Here is a 19680-nt window from a genome sequence, read left to right on the forward strand (position 1 = left end):
TCAGTGAAAATCGCGCGATTTGGGCAATATCCGCAGGTTGCGGGGATGGCCGCGGCTTGGCGGCGGTCGCTCGCCATGGAGGTCGCGCGGTTTCACGGTTAGCGGCTTGCGCGTGCTGAGCGGGCTGCTGACATGATCGGCCCGGGCGACCGGGGACGAGAGCAGGTCATCAGCCAGGCCATAGAGCGCGTCGGTGGCATCGGTCAGGTGCTGGGCGATCACATGGATCACCTCGTCGTCATATTCGACCCGCCCCCGCACTTCCATCAGCCGCGCGCCCATGATCACGCGGCGCTGTTTCTCCATCAGATCGGGCCAGATCACCAGGTTCGCCACCCCGGTCTCGTCTTCCAGCGTGATGAAGCACACCCCCTTGGCGCTGCCGGGGCGTTGGCGGATCAGCACCAGCCCGCCAATCTGCACCATGCTGCGGAATTTGCGTTCCCTGAGATCGCAGGCGCGCACAAAGCCGCGCTCGGCCAGTGAGGCGCGCAGGAAGGCCATAGGGTGCGCCTTCAGGCTGAGCCGCGTGGTCTGGTAATCGTTCACAACTTCCTCGCTCAGCGGCATTTGCGGTAATTGCGTGCGCCCCTTCTCCGCCCCTTCGTCCCGCTCGGCTGCTGCCTGGAACAGCGGCAAGTCGGGCGCCGCGATCAGGCTGCGCGCGTCCCACAAGGCCTGCCGCCGCGACAATCCCAGCGAAGTGAAGCAATCAGCACTGGCGAGCCGTTCGATATGCGCCGGTGAGAGCCCGGCCCGCTCACGCAGTTCCGCCACATCGCGGAACGCGCCGCCCCCAGCCCGCGCTGCCACGATCCGCGCCGCGACATGCTCGGGCAGGCCATCGACCTGGCGCAGGCCAATCCGCATGGCGATGTTCTGCCCCGCCCCCTCCAGCGTGTTGTCCCACATGGAGTGGTTTACATCCGCCGGCAGCACTTCGACCCCATGCTCGCGCGCGTCGCGCACGATCTGCGCCGGGGCATAGAATCCCATCGGCTGCGAATTCAGCAGCGCGCAGGCGAAGGCTGCGGGGAAATGGCATTTGAGCCAGCTGGAAACATAGACGAGGTGCGCGAAGCTCGCGGCGTGGCTCTCGGGAAAGCCGTATTCGCCGAATCCCTTGATCTGGTTGAAGCAGCGTGCGGCGAAATCGGGGTCATAGCCGCGTGCGACCATGCGCCCGACCATCATGTCCTCCAGCTCGTGCACCATGCCGCGGCTGCGGAAGGTGGCCATCGCCTTGCGCAAACGGTTGGCTTCGACCGAGGAGAATTTTGCCGCATCGAGCGCGATCTTCATCGCCTGTTCCTGGAAGATCGGGACGCCCAGCGTGCGCGCAAGGATGCTGGAGAGCTCGTCAGGCGGGCCGTGCTCGGGCGCAGGCGCAGGGATCTGTACGGGCTCCGCCCCCCGCCGCCGTTTGAGATAGGGATGCACCATGTCGCCCTGGATCGGGCCGGGCCGCACAATCGCGACCTGGATAACGAGGTCATAGAATTCGCGCGGGCGCAGCCGCGGCAGCATGTTCATCTGCGCACGGCTTTCGACCTGGAACACGCCGAGCGAATCCCCACACCGCAGCATCGCGTAGGTTTCGGGATCCTCACGCGGCACCGTCGCCAGCGTCAGTTCGCGGCCATGATGCGCCTCCAGCAGGTCAAAGCACTTCTTGATGCAGGTCAGCATGCCCAGCGCCAGTACGTCCACCTTGAGGATGCCGAGCGCTTCGATATCGTCCTTGTCCCATTCGATGAAGCTGCGATCGGGCATCGCGCCATTGCCGATCGGCACAGTCTCCGTCAGCGCGCCTTCGGTGAGGATGAAGCCGCCAACATGCTGGGAAAGGTGGCGCGGCATGCCGATCATCTGCTCAGCCAGCGTGATCACGCGCCTGAGGTGCGGATCGGTGATGTCCATGCCAGTCTCGGCGACATGCTTCTCGCCGATCTCGCGCCCGTAACTGCCCCACACGGTGCGGGCGAGCGCGCTGGTAACGTCTTCGGAAAGGCCCATCGCCTTGCCCACTTCGCGGATCGCCATGCGCGGGCGATAGTGGATCACCGTCGCGGTCAGCCCGGCGCGGTGGCGACCATATTTGCGGTAGATATACTGGATCACCTCCTCGCGCCGCTCGTGCTCGAAATCGACGTCGATATCGGGCGGCTCCTTGCGCTCTTCGGAGATGAAGCGATCGAACAGCAGCTGGTGCTTGGCCGGGTCGACGGATGTGATCTCGAGGCAATAGCACACCGCGCTGTTCGCCGCGCTTCCCCGCCCCTGGCACAGGATCGGCGGATCGACGCTGCGCGCGTAATCGACGATGTCTTTGATGGTGAGGAAATAGCGCGCAAGATCGAGCTTGCCGATCAGCGCCAGCTCGCGCTTCAGCGTGTCGCATACGGTTTCCGGAACACCTTCCGGATAACGTCGCTTGGCCCCTGCCCAGGTCTCGCTTTCAAGGAATTGCTGCGGCGTCATGCCGTCCGGATAAATCTCTTCGGGATATTCGTAACGCAGCTCGTCCAGGCTGAACTCGCAGGCATCGGCTACCGCGCGCGTGGCGGCGATCGCGTGGGGCCAGCGCTGGAAAAGGCGCTGCATCTCTTCAGGCGACTTCAGGTGTCGCTCGGCATTGGCGTGGAGCAGATACCCGGCCCGCGCGACCGTGGTCTTGTGGCGGATCGCGGTCATCACATCCTGCAGCGGGCGCTTGTCGGGCGTCGCGTAATGCACGTCATTGGTGGCAAGCAGGGTGAGCCCGTTCGCGCGGGCCAGCGCATCGAGCCGATCGATCCGCGCCACATCGCCGCCGCGATAGAGATAGCTCGCGGCAAGGTGGCGCAAGGTGGGAAGACCGGCCACAAGATGCGGCAACAGCTCGACGAATTGCCCGGAAACCGTTTCCGGCAGTTCGCGGCCATCAAGCGCGATCACATTGTTCGCCCATGCAGGCATCGTGAATTCCGCTTCCAGATCATCGGGAGGCACCAGGATTAATTGCACGCCTTCACTGTGTCCGGCGAGCATCGACAGCGAAATCTCGCAGGTGCCCTTTTCCTGCCACTCGCCATCCAGCGTCTGCATCCGCCCGGAACTGATCAACCGGCACAGGCGCCCATAGGCGGCACGGTCCTGCGGATAGGCCAGGAAGGCTAACCGTTGACCCTGCGGGTCAGCTTCGCTTCCGACCGTTTCGATCCGCGTGCCGATAACAGGCCGCAACTTGAGCGCCTTTGCCTCGGTGTGGATGCGCACCACGCCGGCCATAGTATTGGCATCGGCGATGCCCACTGCGTCATAGCCGAGCGCGCGGGCCTGGCTGACCAGGTCGACCGGGTCCGACGCGCCGCGCAGGAAGCTGAAGCAACTCGCCAGCCCCAGTTCGACAAACGGCGCGTGCGCAGGTGGAGCAAGCGCATCAGAGTCAATCTCGACCCGGCGTTTGGCAGGTATCAGCGGTGCATCGGGCATGGTTCACACAAGGCCGGTCGCGCAAATTCAACCGAACTCATGTTCACTATATGTTCTTATACTGGTTTTCAACCGAAACATGCCGGCAGATCGCCCCGCTGCGTGATAATCAGGCGGCCTTTTCGCCTTTGCCCAGCGACTTCTTCTGTTCCATCCGCTGGTTGTAGAGATGGTCGACGATCGCGGGATGCATCTTGCCCTCGAAAGCGATACCGGCATGCTCCCCTTCGACCCAGACAATCTTGCCCAGCGGCGTACGCACGCCGTCGATCTTGAGAATCACGTTCTCGCCTTCTTCGGCAAAACCGTGGCGCCCCTTGATCTTGCAGCCGCCTTCGGACACGTCGACCACTTCGACGTAGAGCGTGCGCGAACGCATGCGTCCCTGCACCAGCAGGTCGAGCCGTTTCCGATCGGCAGAGCGGGTCGATTCAATCCCTTCCATGGAAGCGATTATGACGAAAAAGCGTAAAGAAAAGTCTATCGAAACATTTCGCTTATTTTATAGTGCCTTGGCTGTTAACCAGTCCCGCTAACCCCAAATTCCGTGTAGATACCAGAGCGGCAGGTCGCCCCTGCCGTCACCCGCCAGGCCATGGCGATAGATCCAGTATCGCCGCCCCCCGTCATCCTCGATCCGGTAGTAATCGCGTAGCCGCGCGGTCGAACGCTCGCGCCACCATTCGGGCGCGATCCGCTCCGGCCCTTCCACCCGTCTGACCTCGCGCACAGAACCGCGCCAGCGGAACGCCTTGGGATACCCATCGGGCGTGGCATAGAGCACCGCGATCGCCTCTGGCCGGTCGAGCAGTTTGAGCGGGCGCTGGTGAAACGCCAGTTCGCCCTGGGTGGCAGGCTCCGGCTCGAGTGGCGGCTGCCAACGCTGCGCACGCTCAGGCAAATGGCTGGCATGCGGCACCGGGCGGCGGATCGCCTGCGGGCCAAGCCGCACCGACAGCCGGTCAATACAGGCGCTGAGCGAGGTGCCATGCGCCTCCGCAGCGCTTTCGATATCGCGCTGGTCAAGCGCCAGCGGCTCGGCCCAACTGGCCCGCAAACGCAACAGCTCGATCCCGAACCCCGCGTCGATATCGTCCAGCTTCGCGGCAAATAACCGGCAAATATGCGCAGGATCGCGGGCAGCAGCGGAAAGTTCGAGCGCGCGGACCAGCACTTCGCCGTCGACCCGCCACAGGGCCAGTTCAAGCCGCCGGGCACCCTGCCCCTTGCCCTCCAGCTCGCGCGCCATGTCGGCGGCAAGGTCGCGCAGCACATGGTCGAGCAACTCACGATGGCGGATCGGCTCCATCAGGCGCCGCTCGACCAGCGGGACATGCTGCGGCAGCACCGGCAGCAGCGGTTCAGGCACACGGCCGAGCAGTTGGTCCATCCGCACCAGCGGATTGGCGGCGGGCGATTTGCGATTGCGGAAACGGCGCTGGAGCGCGTCGCGCCCTACCCCGCCAAGTTCGCCGAGCCGCTTGAGGCCCAGGCGGCGCAGCACGGTCAGCACATCGGGATCGAGCCGCAGCGCGGCCACCTGCAGCTCGGCAAGCCGCATCGCCGCATCGTCATCCGGAGCCAGGATCGCGCGATCCGGACCGTAATGCGCCAGCGCCCAGGCCGCCCCCGCCGTGGGCGCGATCGCCAGCCTGGCGGAGAGGCCGCGCGCCGCGAATGCCGCCTCTGCATCGGCCAGCAACCGCCGTTCACCGCCGAACAGATGCGCCACTGCGGTAACGTCGACGATCAGTCCGTCAGGCGGATCAAGCGCGCCCCACGGCCCCCAGCGCCGCGCCCACAGAGCCAGCTTCTCCAGGAAAGCGAGGTCGCCCGCCGGATCGGATGGTGCAGTCTTGATATCAGGGCAGAGCGTGCGCGCATCGGCCAGCATCATCCCCGCCCGCGCACCGGCTGCCCGCCCTGCCGCATTGGCAGCGGCGATACGCGGGCCATGCGCGGTCTCCGCGATCAGCACGGTGGGCGCGGCATCCGCCCCTTCGCCGCGCGGGATAGCGTTAGCGAGCCGCCAGCGCTCGACCGAAAGCTGCGCCAACCAGATCGACATGATCCGGCGCGGCGGCCCCTGAGGGGATGCTGTAAGGTCGGCGGGCGACGAGGGCTGTGCCGTCATCGCTGAGGCTCCATTCTCCGGGGGGATGCGCGCGGGCGCGGAACAGCTCTGCCCGCCAGGCCGGGGTACCCGGAGCCTGTGCGTTCCAGCGCGGCGGCGGCGAAGGCGAGGCTGCGACCCTCCACCGCATGCGAGCAGAGGAAAGATCGGGCTGCGCATCAAGCCGCACCAGCCACAAGGGCACCCCGTGCTTCTCCGCAACCAGGCTAAGCCGGCGCGACGCGGTGAAGCCTAGTGCGCGAGGATTCCCCGCAATCTCCCCCAGCACGAAGGCCAGGTCGCGGCAGCGCAGCCCCTCTTCCAGCGCGAACAGCGCATCTTCCGGGTTGCGCGCCTCGACATGGATCAGCCGGTGACGCAGCTCTGCGGGCAAGCCATGGAGGTAGGGCCGCCCGGTGAGCTTCACCGCCGCCCGGTCCTGCACCCACAGCAGCTGGCGGCGATCCTCTTGCGCGGGCTCGAGCGCGCGTGCCGCCACCTTCAGCGCATCGCGCGCCAGCGCCAAAGCAAGCCCCGCCCCGCTCGCCTCATCGCCGGGCGCGAAAATCTCGTTATGCATCGGTGCAGCCAGCCCCGGGCGCCAGCGCGGCAAGCGTGTACGAAGCAACGCCGCGGCACTCCCCTGCCCCGCATGGACAGTCGCCTCAGCATCGGTTCTCGCAGTCTGGAACATAAGCGAATGACTCATATGTTCCTATTATGTTCCATATCGTCGCGATTCGCAATCGCTGCCCCAAATGAAAAGGGCCGCCCCGAAGGACGGCCCTCAAGAACATGCCAAAGCGCGATCAATCGCGCGGCGGATGGATCGGAACCATCGTTTCCTCTCCCCCGATATCGTCCACGACTTCAACAATCCCGCGCCCCAGGTGGCTGCTGCCGCGCGAATACAGCAGATAGATCACAATCCCGATCAGGCCCCATCCGGGAAGGAACAGCATCGCCGCGGTCGGAAGGTTGAAGAACAGGAGCACGCAGCCGAGGATCGTGAGCGGCGCGACCAACCAAACCGCAGGAACGCGGAAATGCCGCTGGCGCGTCGGGTCCTTCACCCGCAGCACCATCACCGCAACCGCCACCATCAGGAAAGCGTAAAGCGTGCCCGCGTTGGAAATGTCAGCCAGCTGCCCGACCGGGAAGAAAGCCGCACCGATTGCCACTGCCACGCCGGTCATGATCGTGACGACATGCGGCGTCTTGAACTTCGGATGCACTGCGCTGAGCTTCTCAGGCAGCAAGCCATCACGGCTCATCACGAAGAAAATGCGCGTCTGGCCGAAGATCAGCACAAGGATCACCGAAGGCAGCGCCAGGAACGCCGCGATGCCCAGCATATTGCCAATCCCTGAGAAGCCGATCGCACGCAGCACATGCGCCAGCGCTTCGTTCGAACAGACCAGCGCCCCGGCATGTTCAGGCATAGCGCATTGACGGGCCAGCTCGGCCGAACCAGCCTCAAGCGGGAAGCCTGCAGCATCCATGATCGGCTGGCCGCCCAGCGTGCCGATCGCGCCGGCGGCGACGAGGATGTAGAACACCGTGCAGAACAGCAGCGATCCCACCAGCCCGATCGGCACGTTGCGCTGCGGATCTTTGGTCTCCTCAGCCGCCGTTGAAACCGCGTCAAACCCGACATAGGCGAAGAACATCGTCGCCGCTGCGCCCACGGCACCCACGCCCGTGCCCCATCCGCCGAACAGCCCGGCAGGCAAGAACGGGTTGAACTTGTCCGCGCTGAATTCGGAGCTGCTCAGTGTCAGGGCGATAAAGGCAGTCAAAGCCGTGACCTTGATCGCCACGAGGATCGCATTGACCTTCGCGCTCTCGCTGGTCCCGATCACCAGCAAGCCAGTAACCAGCAAAGCGATAACCAGCGCAGGCAAGTTGATCAAACCACCTTCTGCGCCGCCGAGTGCCAACGGCCCGGCACTAAGCCATGCAGGGAGCTGTATTCCCAGGAATTCGTTGAGAATCGTCCCCGTAAAATAGCCGGACCAGCCGACAGAAACGGCGCTGGCTGCAATGGCATATTCCATGATCAGCGCCCAGCCGACCGTCCATGCGAAGAACTCGCCAATGGTGGCGTAGCTGTAGGTATAGGCGCTGCCCGCGACCGGGATCATTGCTGCGATCTCGGCGTAACATAGCGCCGCCACGATACAAACCAGTCCGGCAATAGCGAAGGCGATCATCAGGCCGGGCCCGGCCTTTTGCGCGCCGACAGCCGTCAGCACGAAAATGCCCGTGCCAATCACGCAACCGATGCCCAACAGGGTCAATTGCAGCCAGCCGAGCGAGCGATGTAACGATTTCTTCTCCGCCGTCGCGAGGATCGCGTCGAGCGGCTTGATCCGGTCAAGCAGCATGCATCAAGTTCCGGTGACCCGAAGCGAGCCCTCCCCGCCCAGCCGGTCCCGGCATCAATACGCGCTATTACCCTAGCGAGAAACGGATTTCTTCGCGGCTTCTAGCCGAAAAGCCCGACCAGCATGATCGCAGCGAGCGCCAAGGGGCAGACATAACGCACCAGCGCGCGCCAGGTCTGGTGAAGCACGCCGTCGAGGCCGTTCTCCTCGTCGATCAGCTTTGCATCGGCCACCCAGCCAACGAAAATGCAGGTCAGGATCGCGCCGATCGGCATGAACAGCTTGGCGGTCACTCCGTCCAATGCGTCGAAGAAATTCGCCTCGGCAAAGATCGGGATGAAAGCCAAGGGGCGGAACTCCGCCAATTCGTTGAAGGAAAGCGCGGACAGGATGCCAAGGATCGCTGCCCCCAGACCGACGATCAGTGTCGCCGCAACACGGGAAATGCCGAATTTCTCGAACACATAGGCCGTCGGCGCCTCCAGCAGCGAAACCGAGCTGGTCAGCGCCGCAAAGAACACCATGATGAAGAACGCAAGCCCGATCAGCGACCCGAATGGCATCGCCTGGAACGCGATCGGCAGCGACTGGAACATCAGGCCCGGACCAGCGCTCGCCGAAAGGCCGGCCGCGAACACGATCGGGAAAATCGCGAGACCAGCCAGCATCGCCACGGCCGTATCTGCGCCCGCGATTATGCCCGAGGTCTCGGCAAGGTTGGTGTCGCGATTGGCATAGGCGCCATAGGTCATCATGCCGGCAACCCCGAGCGACAGCGAGAAGAACGCCTGTCCAACCGCTGCTAGCATCACCTCGCCCGTCAATTTCGAGAAATCGAAGGTGAAGAGATAGCTAACCGCCTGCCCAAAATTGCCGGTGAAGGCGCCGTAAATAGTAATGCCCAGGAACAGCACGAAAAACACCGGCATAAGGTAAACCGCGACCCACTCAATCCCGCTGGCGATGCCGCGCGCAACGAAGAACATCGTCACTGCCAGGAAACCGAGATTGAGCCCGACCATTAGCGCGCCATCTCCGAACATTCCGGGGAGCAGGCCTTCGATATCCTCGGCAGCGCGACCTTCGAACGCACCGCCGGTCAACCCGGTCTGGAAAAGGTCACCCAGGAAAACACCCACATAATAAAGGACCCAGCCGCCCACCACGCAGTAAAAACTCAGGATCAGGAAAGCGGCAAACACTCCCAGCGAAGCGAGTACGCTCCAGCCCTCAGGCGCGTTGGAATCGCGGGCAAGGCGGCGCACGCTTTCCGGTGCATTGGCCTGGCCGTGACGCCCGACAAGGATCTCCGAGAGAAGGACCGGAAGGCCTATCAGCAAAACGCAGAAAATGTAGAACAGGACGAAGGCGCCGCCGCCATTCTCGCCCGCCTCTGCCGGAAAGCGCCACATGTTCCCGAGCCCGACAGCGGAACCCACCGCGGCCAGAATGAACGCACTGCGCGATGACCAGTTTTCGTGGCCTGAACCTGCTACTGCCATGATCAGATGTTTATCCTGTTCCGCTTTTCCGGGACATTTCGAAAGCGCTTACTGCCCAGAAATTCCCCGACAGTCGAGCGAACATTTGCGCAAATCCCCCGCTCGTCTAAAAGCGCGGCATGTCCACAACGTTCCAGCTCGATACATCGACCAGTCGCGCCCACCCGACCCCGCAACCAATGCGGCGTTTGACAGTGCCGGCCATCCGGCGGCGCAAGAAGGACGGTGTTACAGAAGAGCCGATCGTGATGTTGACGGCCTACACCGCGCGGCAAGCGCAATTACTGGATGCGCATTGCGACATCCTGCTGGTGGGGGATTCGCTGGCTCAGGTAATTTACGGGCTGGATTCCACTGTGCCGGTTACGCTGGAGATGATGGCCAATCACGCTGCGGCGGTGGTCCGCGGATCGTATCATTCTGTCGTGGTGGTCGATATGCCGTTCGGCGCCTACGAGGCTTCGAAAGAAAAGGCCTTCGAAAGCGCCTCTTTCCTCCTCAAGGCCAGCGGTGCCGCAGCGGTGAAGCTTGAAGGGGGAGAAGCGATGGCGGAAACCGTCGCATTCCTCAATCAGCGCGGGATCCCGGTGATGGGACATGTCGGGCTGACCCCGCAAGCCGTCAATGTGCTGGGCGGCTATGCCGCGCGCGGGCGCAGCGATACAGAGGCGGAAAAGATCGTCAACGACGCGAGAGCTCTCGACAATGCCGGAGCCTTTGCCATCGTCATCGAAGGCGTGGTCGAGCCGATCGCGATCGAAGCGACAAAGGCGATCTCATGCCCAACCATCGGGATCGGAGCATCTGCCCAGTGCGACGGACAAGTGCTGGTGACCGAAGACATGCTTGGCATGTTCGACCGCGTGCCGCGATTTGTGAAGCAATATGAAAATATAGCGGGCATCATCGAAAAGACCGTGGCGCAATATGCCGAGGAAGTGCGCAATCGCAGCTTCCCGACCCCAGACCAGACTTACCAGCCGAAAGACTGACCCCCGATGCAAACGCTGATCCGCTATTACGGCTTTTCGCTGGCCTTTTCCGCGGTCTGCCTTGGACTGGCGGTCTGGTATGGTTGGGCCAGCACTGGCGATATAGCTGCGACACTAGGAATCCTCTGGATCGTCTTTGTCCTTTCGATCCTGGAGGTTTCGCTCAGCTTCGATAACGCAGTGGTCAATGCGACGGTGCTGCGCAGGATGGACCCGGTGTGGCAACGGCGTTTCCTGACTTGGGGCATCCTGATCGCAGTCTTCGGCATGCGGATCATCTTTCCCATCGCCATTGTCGCAATTGCGGCGCAGCTTGGCCCGATCGACGCGATCAACCTGTCGCTCAACAATCCCGACGAATACGAACGGATCGTATCCGCTGCGCACATTGGTATTGCCGGTTTCGGCGGGGCTTTCCTTGCCATGGTTGGCCTCACCTTCTTCTTCGAAGAGGACAAGGAGATCCATTGGATCTCCGTATTGGAACGCAATATCAATCGCTTTTCCAGCGTGCCCGCTATCGAGATCGGCCTGGTTTTGAGCGTTATCTACGGGGTTTCGACCATGCTCGCTCCGGACGATGCGATAACGTTCCTGACAGCCGGCATCCTTGGCCTTGTAACTTATATCGGTGTGCAGGCGGTCGCTGCACTTCTTGAAGAGCACGAGGCCAAGAAGCGCGCTGCAGGGGTGGTCGTAAAGTCGGGCCTGGGTGGATTTCTCTACCTGGAAGTGCTCGATGCCAGCTTCAGTTTCGATGGCGTTATCGGCGCTTTTGCGCTGTCCAACAATATGGTGATCATTGCACTCGGCCTGTCAGTGGGGGCTATCTTTGTTCGCTCGATCACCATCCATTTAGTCCAGACAGGCACGCTCGCGCAGTATCGCTATCTGGAACACGGCGCATTTTGGGCAATCATCGTGCTCGGTGCCATCATGCTGTTTTCGGCTAAGTTCCATATTCCGGAAACCATCACGGGGCTCATCGGCGCGACCTTGATAGGTTTAAGCTTTTGGTGGTCGGTGCGGCACAACCGACGCGAGGGAACTGAGAAAATCGATCTCAATGCCGCGCCGAAAGACGCTTAGCTATTGGCGCCGCCATGATCAGCTGTAGCAGGTGATAGAGCAGCAGTGGTGCAATCACGAACCCGGCCACGTCTGGCGCGAAAAGGATTGCTGCGAGCGGCGCGCCAATCGCGACACTCTTCTGCGCCCCAGCAAAGAGGAAGGCTTTGCGATCCGCAACCGGATACCCCAGCATCGCGCTGACGAACCATGCAGCCAGATGCGCGATGACCAAGAACGCGACGGTCAATAGCAATAGCCACAACCAGCTGCTGGGATCAAACATGCGGACCAGGCCCTGTTCGACCGCGCCTGACATCGCGACATAGACCGCGATCCCGATAACGATCCGGTCAAGCCAGACAATGCGGGCCTTGCGTGCAATCACCCAGTCGCGGGTCCAGCGCTGCACGGCTTGCCCTATTACGAAGGGCAAGATCAGGATCATCCCAATCCGCACAACCGCTTCAATGCCCACATCCGCGGCTTCGCTGCCTGCCAAGAGGGCGAAAAGCGGCGCGGAAATAAATACGCCGGCTATGTTGATCAGGGCCGCCCCGACCACCGCCAACGCGATATTTCCGCCAGCGAGCGTGGTGTAGGAAGTCGCCGACTGGATCGTCGATGGTAACGCCCCAAGGAAAAGGAAGCCGAGCGCCACCTGCGGCGGCAACAGCCCGTCCGCTAGCCTGGCGAAGCCAACTCCACCCAATGCCATGACGCCGAACACCCATATCATCAGCGGTGCAAAGTAACGCCAATTCATCAGCCCGCGCGCAATCTCCCCCCGGTCGATGCGCATGCCATTGACCAGGAACAGTACGAAGATGCCGATATTGGAGACAGTACGCGCTGTCTCGCGAAGTGCGCCCTCTGACGGGAAGACGAGCGCAAGCGCTGTCGCTGCCATGAGGACAGCGATCATCGGGTCAGCAACAAATGACGCAAACCGGCGCATCGCGCCGCCCTGCCCTTAGTCCCCAGCCTTGTCGACCCTAAGGTATGAACCGAGCACCGTCAGGCAGACAAATCGTATTGCTTCAGCAGGTCGTACAATGTCGGGCGGCTGATCCCCAGCAGTTTGGCGGTGCTGGAGATATTGCCTTCGCTGCGGGCCAGCGCATGGCGGATCACGCGCCGATCGGCGGCTTCGCGCGCACTCTTGAGGTTGAGCACGTCATCGCGATCCTCACCGCTTTCCTGCAAGTCAAGGTCACCCGCGCCGACCAATTTCCCCTCGGTCATGATCACCGCGCGCTTCACCCGGTTTTCAAGTTCGCGAACGTTACCCGGCCAATCATGCGCGTCGATCGCCGCCAGCGCGTCGGGCGCAAAACCGGTGACGTGCGGGTTCATTTCGCTGGCGAACCGCTTCAGGAATGCTTTCGCCAGCAGAGTTGCATCGCCATGCCGCTCGGCCAGCGTGGGAATCTTTATGACGATTTCAGCCAGGCGATAGAACAAGTCTTCGCGGAAAGTGCCATTGGCGCACATTGCCTCAAGGTCCTGGTGCGTGGCGCAGACAATCCGCGTATCGACCGCAATCTGGGTGCGTCCGCCGATCCGTTCGATCGTGCGTTCCTGCAGGAAGCGCAGCAACTTGACCTGGAGCGGCAGCGGGATATCGCCCACCTCGTCCAGGAACAGCGTGCCCCCCGCAGCATTCTCGATCTTGCCTTCAGTGGTCTTGACCGCACCGGTAAAAGCGCCCTTCTCATGCCCGAACAGCTCGCTTTCGAGCAGGTTTTCCGGGATTGCCGCGCAATTGATGGCCACAAAGGGCCCGCTGCGCCGGTCGCTTGCATCATGCAAGCCCTTGGCCAACAGCTCCTTGCCGGTTCCGCTGGCGCCCAGCAGCATGACGGACACGTTGGTTTTGGCGACACGTTCGATAGTCCGCGCGACCTTGACCATTTCCGGAGCGGCGGTGATCATGCTGCCCAGCACGCGGTTGTCTTCACCACTTTGCGACTTGAGCTTGCGGTTTTCCGCTTCGATCTGATGCAGGTTGAACGCCCGCCGGACGATCAGTCCCAACGCTTCGATATCGACCGGCTTCTGGTAAAAGTCATATGCGCCGCGCGCGATCGCGCCGAGCGCGCTTTCACGGGCACCATGCCCTGAAGCCACAATCACCTTTGTATCGGGCTTCAACTCCATGATCGCATCGAGCACCGCAAAACCTTCGCTGGTGCCATCCGGATCGGGCGGCAGGCCAAGGTCCAGAGTGACCACGGCGGGTTCTGCCTGGCGCAGAGCGGCAATGGCGCTTTCACGATCGGTGGCAGGGATGACTTCGAAATCGTCATAGGCCCATTTGAGCTGCGCTTGCAGCCCTGCATCGTCTTCGACGACCAGCAGCACCGGTTTGCGGTCGGTCATCATGCCACCTCGCTTTCAATCGTATCATCGCGCGTGAGCAGGCTCGCGGCGGCAACCAGCGGCAGGGACAGCACGAAACGTGTGCCCAGGCCCTCCCGGCTTTCGACATTGAGCCTGCCTCCCATTGCCCGCACCAACTCGCGGGCTTCGAATGCGCCAATGCCAAATCCGCCAGCCTTGGACGAAACAAAGGGTTTGAACAGGCCGTTGCGGATGAATTCGGGGGTCATTCCCGCGCCGCTATCGAGCACCTCTACACGGCCATTCAAGCCGTCGCTGGCAACATCCACATAGACCGGTGCGTCCTGTGGGCTGGCGTCGATTGCGTTCTGCACGAGGTGCTGCAAGGCTTGCTCGATCGCTTCGGCATCGCCTCGCACCATGCAGGACTCGCCGCGCGTGATCCGGACGGGATGAAGCTGGTTAAATCGGGTGACCAGCGCCCGCGCAATGTCGGCCAGGTCGACTTCGCTGTTTTGCTCAATCTTGCCTGTCCCGTACCGCCCAAGCCGGGCGAGCAACGCCTGCAGCTTTTCCGCCGAATTGCGCAAGGTAATCAGCATATCCTGTCGGAATCCCGGATTTTCAGCATGCTTTTCAGCGTTGCGTGCCAGCAGGCTCAGCTGGCTCACCAGATTCTTGATGTCATGCATCACGAAAGCGATCCGGCGATTGAATTCGTCGAACCGGCCCGCTTCCATAAGCGCCTGCTGCCCTGCTTGTTCGGCCAGATAGCTGGCAAGCTGGCGCCCGGCGGCGCGCAGCAGATCGAAATCTTCCCAGTCAAGTTCGCGCGCCACCGCCGGGCGGGCAAGAACCACCACGCCAACCAGCCGTTCAAAGTGGATCAAGGGGATCACTGCCCAGATATCCTTTGAGTCAGACATCCATTCCGGCAATGCGGATACTGGACTGGAACTTACAGCCTCGCGGCGGAGTGCAACGATGTCATGGATAAAGTCGTTTCGCTCCAGTTCGGCCGCAAGGCGATAATCGGCAGCAGGCGAAGGCACGTTTATATCCGGCCATTGCCAGCGAGCGACCAGTTCCAGTTCTGCTTCTTCATTGGGGGCCAGCAGCAGCCCGGCTGGGCTGTCAGTGATGTCCGCCATGGCCTTCACCGCTCGCTCATGCAGGCTCCCTTCCTGTGGACCAGCCTTGCCCATAGTGTGCGTGAACCGCATCCACTCCGCCCGGTAATCGTAGCGATGCTGGAACAGGTGCTTTGCGAGGATCACGCGAAGCCAGCCCCTGGCCCGCGCGGACGGAAGCCACAGGATCGCCACGACGCTGGCAAACACCAGGAAACCCACCTGGGTTATGCGCCCCAGGTCCCCACCGAGAAAGGCCAGCGAACGGGTGATGACGACCATCGCGGCCAGATAGCCGCCAATCGCCAAAAGCGAGAGACTGCGAAACGCAACCGCGCGCGACGGGCTGAACTGCAGGCCGGCACCGGCCGCGTTGCTGCCTAACGCCAGCGCGATCGCGAGCACGCCCGCCACCAACCCGCGTAGCGCCAGCAGCAACTCTGGCGGTTTGCCGCTTAGCAGGGCGACGGTCTGGAGATTTAGGTCATATAGCCAGATACCGGCCAGCGCGATGCCGCTCCAGCGTAGCAATCTTCGTGAAGCGGCGGCAGCACCGCCATAGAGATTATGCAGCAGCACCAGCGCCCCGATCGTGACCAGCAGGTGCAGGATAATCGATATCTGGAAAGTCAGCGCGGCCGGCCCAGTACCATGCACAAGCTGCGCTTCGATCGCCAGCAACATCGGCTGGAACAACTCTACCGCAACCAGTGTGAACACCAGCGGGCGGATCGGACGCAAACTCTCGTCTCGCCCATCATTCGCAAACAGGCGGAACAGTAGAAAGACCAGCGCAATGTTGCGCGCGGTCTCAGCCAGCTGGGTTTCGATCGCTGTCGGGGAAAGCGCCGCCGCGAGGGCCGCCCACAGCCCGGTGAACACCACCGCGACAATCGCCGAATTTCGATCCTGCCGCGCCCGATCGCCCTTGCGAAGGATCCATAACGCGGCAGCGGCGCACAGCACCGCACCGGCAAAATTTGCCAACTGTCCGATCACCGACAGCAGCGTATCACCACCGGTAAACATCACACCACGTAGCCTGACCGGAAAGCAGGCATAGTCGATGGCAAGCGAACGCCCGCCTCAACTTTGACAAGCTGCTTCCGCATATCTGCGCCTCGGCCTCCATTTCATGCCAGTTCCGGCAGGATTTAGGCGCGAGAAGTGAAATGTCGGTAAACTTTACACACGGGAGAAATTCCGCAGTGTCCTGCGGTTCTGGACGGTTGATTTCGAGTTAAACCGAGCGGATTGCGGCGTTATCGCAAAGGATTGAATTCGAACGGGGTTACCCCACGCGCAACCCGATCAACCCTCAACGGCGCGCCGCGCGGCGGCAGCGACCGCTGGCGGCACCCCTCTCGATAGCAGCGCGCGCAACCCAGCCCGATCGGTTCGGCTGATGCCGGATCGAGTGATAATCCCTTGGCGACAGTCAACTGCCCGCCAAAACGCGCTTCAACCCCCAACACAATCACGAACCGAGCGTCGTCGCTCGCTCCGATGGCATCGACCGTGCGCGCGACCGTGAGCCAGTGCGATGGGCCGGCGTCGGCTCCTTCCACCAGCACCGCCTGCACGCACAATTCTCCGCGCCGTTCAAACGCCTTGTGCGCCACCCACAGCGGGCAAGTGGCGTCGCTTTCCAGCAATGTCGCTCCGCTGGCACCGGAAAACCGCTTTGAGAACTGCCCCGCCCGATCGAGCCGCGCCATGAAGAAAGGCAGGCCGCGTTGCCCCACCCGCTGCAGGGTCGTCAGCCGATGTGCCAGTTGTTCGAAACTCACGCCAAAGCGGCGTTGCAGGATGGTGAAGTCATAACCGGTTTGCTCGCATGCGCGCAGGAAGCGGCTATACGGCATCAGCAGAGCGGCCGCGAAATAGGCGGTCAGGTGGCGCTCGAACAATTGCCGCGCCGCAAGATCATCCAACTGTGCACCGGCCACTAGCTTCGAGATCGCTTCGCGTTGCTCAAGTGTAACCAATTGCGCTGCGATCTGGAAGTTGCGTGAGGAACGGTCGAGCATTTCGGACAATTGCAGCTGTCGGGCATGTAAATCCAAGCGGCGCAATGCGTCAGGCATGACCTCCAGGGGCAGGATGCGCACAGTCAGCTGGTGCTTTTCCCGCAAACGCTCCGTCAGCGCGGCACCCAAGTCCCCATGCGACATGCGCAGCTCGTCAGCGAGCCCCTCTGCCGCATGATCCAAATCCGCGAAGTGATTGCGCCAGCGCTCGATTTCTCGCCGCGATGCGATAAGCGTATCGTTCACTCCGCCAGCTTCCTGCCCGACGCGATCGTAAAGGCGCGCAAAGGCAGCTGCGACCTGCGGTGCGACCGCCAGCAATTCGCTCACTTCCTCGCGGTCAATGCCGAGATCGGCAAAGCGCTCATCGGCGAGCCGCCGGGCCAGGCCATCGACGCCGCCAATCGCTTCATCCTCGCGCAAGGTGCGCGGATCGAAGTCAAACCGTTCGATGACCTGCACCAGTACCCGCGCGGAAAGCGGGCGCTGGTTTCGTTCGATCAGGTTGAGATAGCTGGGGCTGATACCCAGTGCCGCAGCCATGGTCGCCTGGGTCAGGCCTTCACGCTTGCGCAAGCGGCGCAGGGCGGGCCCAGCAAGGACGGAAACATCGGACATCATGTAAATATATTTACATATTCACACAATGAAAACCCCAAAACTGCTCATTGAGACAAGATATTTTGTAATTTTTCCTGTCAATCGGCCGTTTCGGGCGCCATCTGGTTTCGCAAGGGCACCTCACCGCCCCATGCAGGAGTTACCAGAATGACCTATCAGTCGACCATCGCCAATCTGCGCAAGACGATCGAAGGAAATGGCGCGCCGTGGAATGCGATCGATGCTGAAAGCGCCGCGCGCATGCAGATCCAGAACCGTTTTCGCACCGGGCTGGATATCGCGCGCTACACCGCGAAAATCATGCGCGAAGACATGGCGGCTTACGATGCCGATCCGGCCAACTACACCCAGTCGCTGGGCTGCTGGCACGGTTTCATCGCCCAGCAAAAGCTGATCAGCATCAAGAAGCATTTCGGTAGCACCAAGCGCCGCTACCTCTACCTTTCGGGCTGGATGGTGGCCGCATTGCGCAGCGAATTCGGGCCGCTGCCCGACCAGTCGATGCATGAAAAGACCAGCGTTCCGGCGCTGATCGGCGAGCTCTATACCTTCCTCAAGCAGGCCGATGCGCGCGAACTGGGCATGATGTTCCGCGATCTCGACGCAGCGCGCGAACGTGGCGACGAAGTCGAGGCCAAGCGCATCGAAACCGCAATCGATAATCATGAAACGCATGTCGTGCCGATCATTGCCGATATCGACGCCGGCTTCGGCAACGCCGAGGCGACCTACCTGCTGGCCAAGAAGATGATCGAGGCGGGCGCATGCGCACTCCAGATCGAAAACCAGGTTTCGGACGAGAAGCAGTGCGGCCACCAGGATGGCAAGGTGACCGTGCCGCACGAGGAATTCCTGCAGAAGATCCGCGCGATCCGCCACGCATTCCTGGAATTGGGCGTTGAAGACGGGATCATCGTCGCCCGCACCGATTCGCTCGGCGCAGGCCTGACGAAGTCGATCGCTTACACCAAGGAAGAGGGCGATCTGGGCGATCAGTACAACAGCTTCCTAGATTGCGAGGAGGTCGACCCGGCCGAGATCAAGAACGGCGACGTCTTCCTGAGCCGCGAAGGCAAGCTGCTGCGCCCCAAGCGCCTGCCGTCGAACCTCTACCAGTTCCGCGCCGGCACGGGCGAGGATCGCTGCGTGCTCGATTGCATCACCTCGCTCCAGCACGGTGCCGACCTGCTTTGGATCGAAACCGAAAAGCCGCATATTGGCCAGATCGGCGGGATGGTGAACCGCATCCGCGAAGTGATCCCCAATGCCAAGCTGGTCTACAACAACTCGCCCAGCTTCAACTGGACGCTGAACTTCCGCCAGCAGGTGTTCGACGCCTGGGAAGCGGCGGGCAAAGACGTCAGCGGCTATGACCGGGCGCGGCTGATGAGCGTGGATTATGACGGGACCGAGCTTGCCGCAGAAGCAGACGAGCGCATCCGCACCTTCCAGCGCGATGCCGCGGCACAGGCAGGCATCTTCCATCACCTGATCACACTGCCGACCTATCATACGGCCGCGCTCAGCACCGACAATCTCGCCAAGCGCTACTTCGGCGACGAGGGCATGCTCGGCTACGTCAAGAACGTCCAGCGCGAGGAAATCCGCCAGGGTATCGCTTGCGTGAAGCACCAGAACATGGCCGGTTCGGACATCGGCGATGACCACAAGGAATACTTCGCTGGCGAAGCGGCCCTCAAGGCGGGCGGCACGCACAACACCATGAACCAGTTCGAAGCTGCGTAAGGAGAGTGACGATGAGCGATACCCCCACCAAAGAACCGGGCCGCGCACGGGCGCTGCTCTCCACCGCCGACTTCAAGCTGCTGCGCCGCGCGCTTGAAAGCCACGCCCGCACCACGGAGGACCGTGACGAGCTGGCCAAGATCAACGCGCTGCATCACCGCCTCGGCAATTACGGCTGAGCCAGGTTTCGGGGCATCCCCTGCCCCGCACAAATTCTCCTGGGGAGGAGAACACGGCCGTCGGAGCGCCCCCCGCTCCGGCGGCCGTAACTTAT

The 19680-nt window shown here is 62.2% G+C and carries 14 protein-coding genes; 4 read left to right on the top strand and 10 right to left on the bottom strand.

Features of this window, described 5'->3' with window-relative positions:
* From G6N82_RS01890 to G6N82_RS01915, 6 genes are all read right to left on the bottom strand, one after another.
* Positions 1 to 3474, bottom strand: a complete 3474-nt coding sequence (locus tag G6N82_RS01890; protein WP_165193180.1) for an error-prone DNA polymerase — start codon at positions 3472 to 3474, stop codon at positions 1 to 3.
* Between the two features lie 109 nt (positions 3475 to 3583).
* Positions 3584 to 3919: a PilZ domain-containing protein gene (locus G6N82_RS01895; RefSeq protein WP_165193182.1), complete on the bottom strand. Its 336-nt coding sequence runs from the start codon at positions 3917 to 3919 to the stop codon at positions 3584 to 3586.
* A gap of 87 nt (positions 3920 to 4006) precedes the next feature.
* Positions 4007 to 5542, bottom strand: a complete 1536-nt coding sequence (locus G6N82_RS01900; RefSeq protein ID WP_165197865.1) for a DUF6504 family protein — start codon at positions 5540 to 5542, stop codon at positions 4007 to 4009.
* Positions 5493 to 6296 (bottom strand): recA-like protein, encoded by an 804-nt coding sequence (locus G6N82_RS01905; RefSeq protein ID WP_241255158.1) that lies wholly within the window; start codon positions 6294 to 6296, stop codon positions 5493 to 5495. The genes G6N82_RS01900 and G6N82_RS01905 overlap by 50 nt, the downstream gene beginning before the upstream one ends.
* Before the next feature lie 100 nt (positions 6297 to 6396).
* The gene (locus G6N82_RS01910) at positions 6397 to 7974 is read right to left on the bottom strand and encodes an amino acid permease (RefSeq protein WP_165193184.1); all 1578 of its coding nucleotides are present in this window, start codon (positions 7972 to 7974) and stop codon (positions 6397 to 6399) included.
* Between the two features lie 101 nt (positions 7975 to 8075).
* Positions 8076 to 9476: a sodium-dependent transporter gene (locus tag G6N82_RS01915; protein WP_165193186.1), complete on the bottom strand. Its 1401-nt coding sequence runs from the start codon at positions 9474 to 9476 to the stop codon at positions 8076 to 8078.
* Positions 9477 to 9595: 119 nt separating this feature from the next.
* Between G6N82_RS01915 and panB the strand changes: the two genes are divergently transcribed.
* Together panB and G6N82_RS01925 are read left to right on the top strand one after the other, a co-directional pair.
* A complete protein-coding gene (gene panB / locus G6N82_RS01920) occupies positions 9596 to 10468 on the top strand; it encodes a 3-methyl-2-oxobutanoate hydroxymethyltransferase (protein WP_165193188.1) in 873 nt (290 codons plus the stop codon).
* A 6-nt stretch (positions 10469 to 10474) separates the two neighbouring features.
* A complete protein-coding gene (locus G6N82_RS01925; protein ID WP_165193190.1) occupies positions 10475 to 11557 on the top strand; it encodes a DUF475 domain-containing protein in 1083 nt (360 codons plus the stop codon).
* Here the strand turns inward: G6N82_RS01925 and G6N82_RS01930 are convergent.
* From G6N82_RS01930 to G6N82_RS01945, 4 genes are all read right to left on the bottom strand, one after another.
* Positions 11532 to 12461, bottom strand: coding sequence for a bile acid:sodium symporter family protein (locus tag G6N82_RS01930; protein ID WP_241255159.1), 930 nt, complete (start codon positions 12459 to 12461; stop codon positions 11532 to 11534). The genes G6N82_RS01925 and G6N82_RS01930 overlap by 26 nt on opposite strands.
* 92 nt (positions 12462 to 12553) lie before the next feature.
* Positions 12554 to 13918, bottom strand: coding sequence for a PEP-CTERM-box response regulator transcription factor (gene prsR / locus G6N82_RS01935; protein ID WP_165193194.1), 1365 nt, complete (start codon positions 13916 to 13918; stop codon positions 12554 to 12556).
* On the bottom strand, positions 13918 to 16038 hold the full coding sequence (gene prsK, locus G6N82_RS01940; protein ID WP_165193196.1) for an XrtA/PEP-CTERM system histidine kinase PrsK: 2121 nt from the start codon (positions 16036 to 16038) through the stop codon (positions 13918 to 13920). Before prsK ends, prsR begins: the two co-directional genes overlap by 1 nt.
* Before the next feature lie 233 nt (positions 16039 to 16271).
* Positions 16272 to 17657, bottom strand: a complete 1386-nt coding sequence (locus G6N82_RS01945; RefSeq protein WP_165193198.1) for a helix-turn-helix transcriptional regulator — start codon at positions 17655 to 17657, stop codon at positions 16272 to 16274.
* A 150-nt stretch (positions 17658 to 17807) separates the two neighbouring features.
* On the opposite strand from G6N82_RS01945, the gene G6N82_RS01950 reads away from it, so the two are divergent.
* Both G6N82_RS01950 and G6N82_RS01955 read left to right on the top strand, forming a co-directional pair.
* Positions 17808 to 19406: an isocitrate lyase gene (locus G6N82_RS01950; protein ID WP_165193200.1), complete on the top strand. Its 1599-nt coding sequence runs from the start codon at positions 17808 to 17810 to the stop codon at positions 19404 to 19406.
* 11 nt (positions 19407 to 19417) lie between these two features.
* Positions 19418 to 19585, top strand: coding sequence for a hypothetical protein (locus tag G6N82_RS01955; RefSeq protein WP_165193202.1), 168 nt, complete (start codon positions 19418 to 19420; stop codon positions 19583 to 19585).
* Positions 19586 to 19680 lie beyond the last annotated feature (95 nt).

It is taken from the genome of Altererythrobacter sp. BO-6 (assembly GCF_011047315.1).
In the GTDB taxonomy this organism is placed as follows: domain Bacteria; phylum Pseudomonadota; class Alphaproteobacteria; order Sphingomonadales; family Sphingomonadaceae; genus Erythrobacter.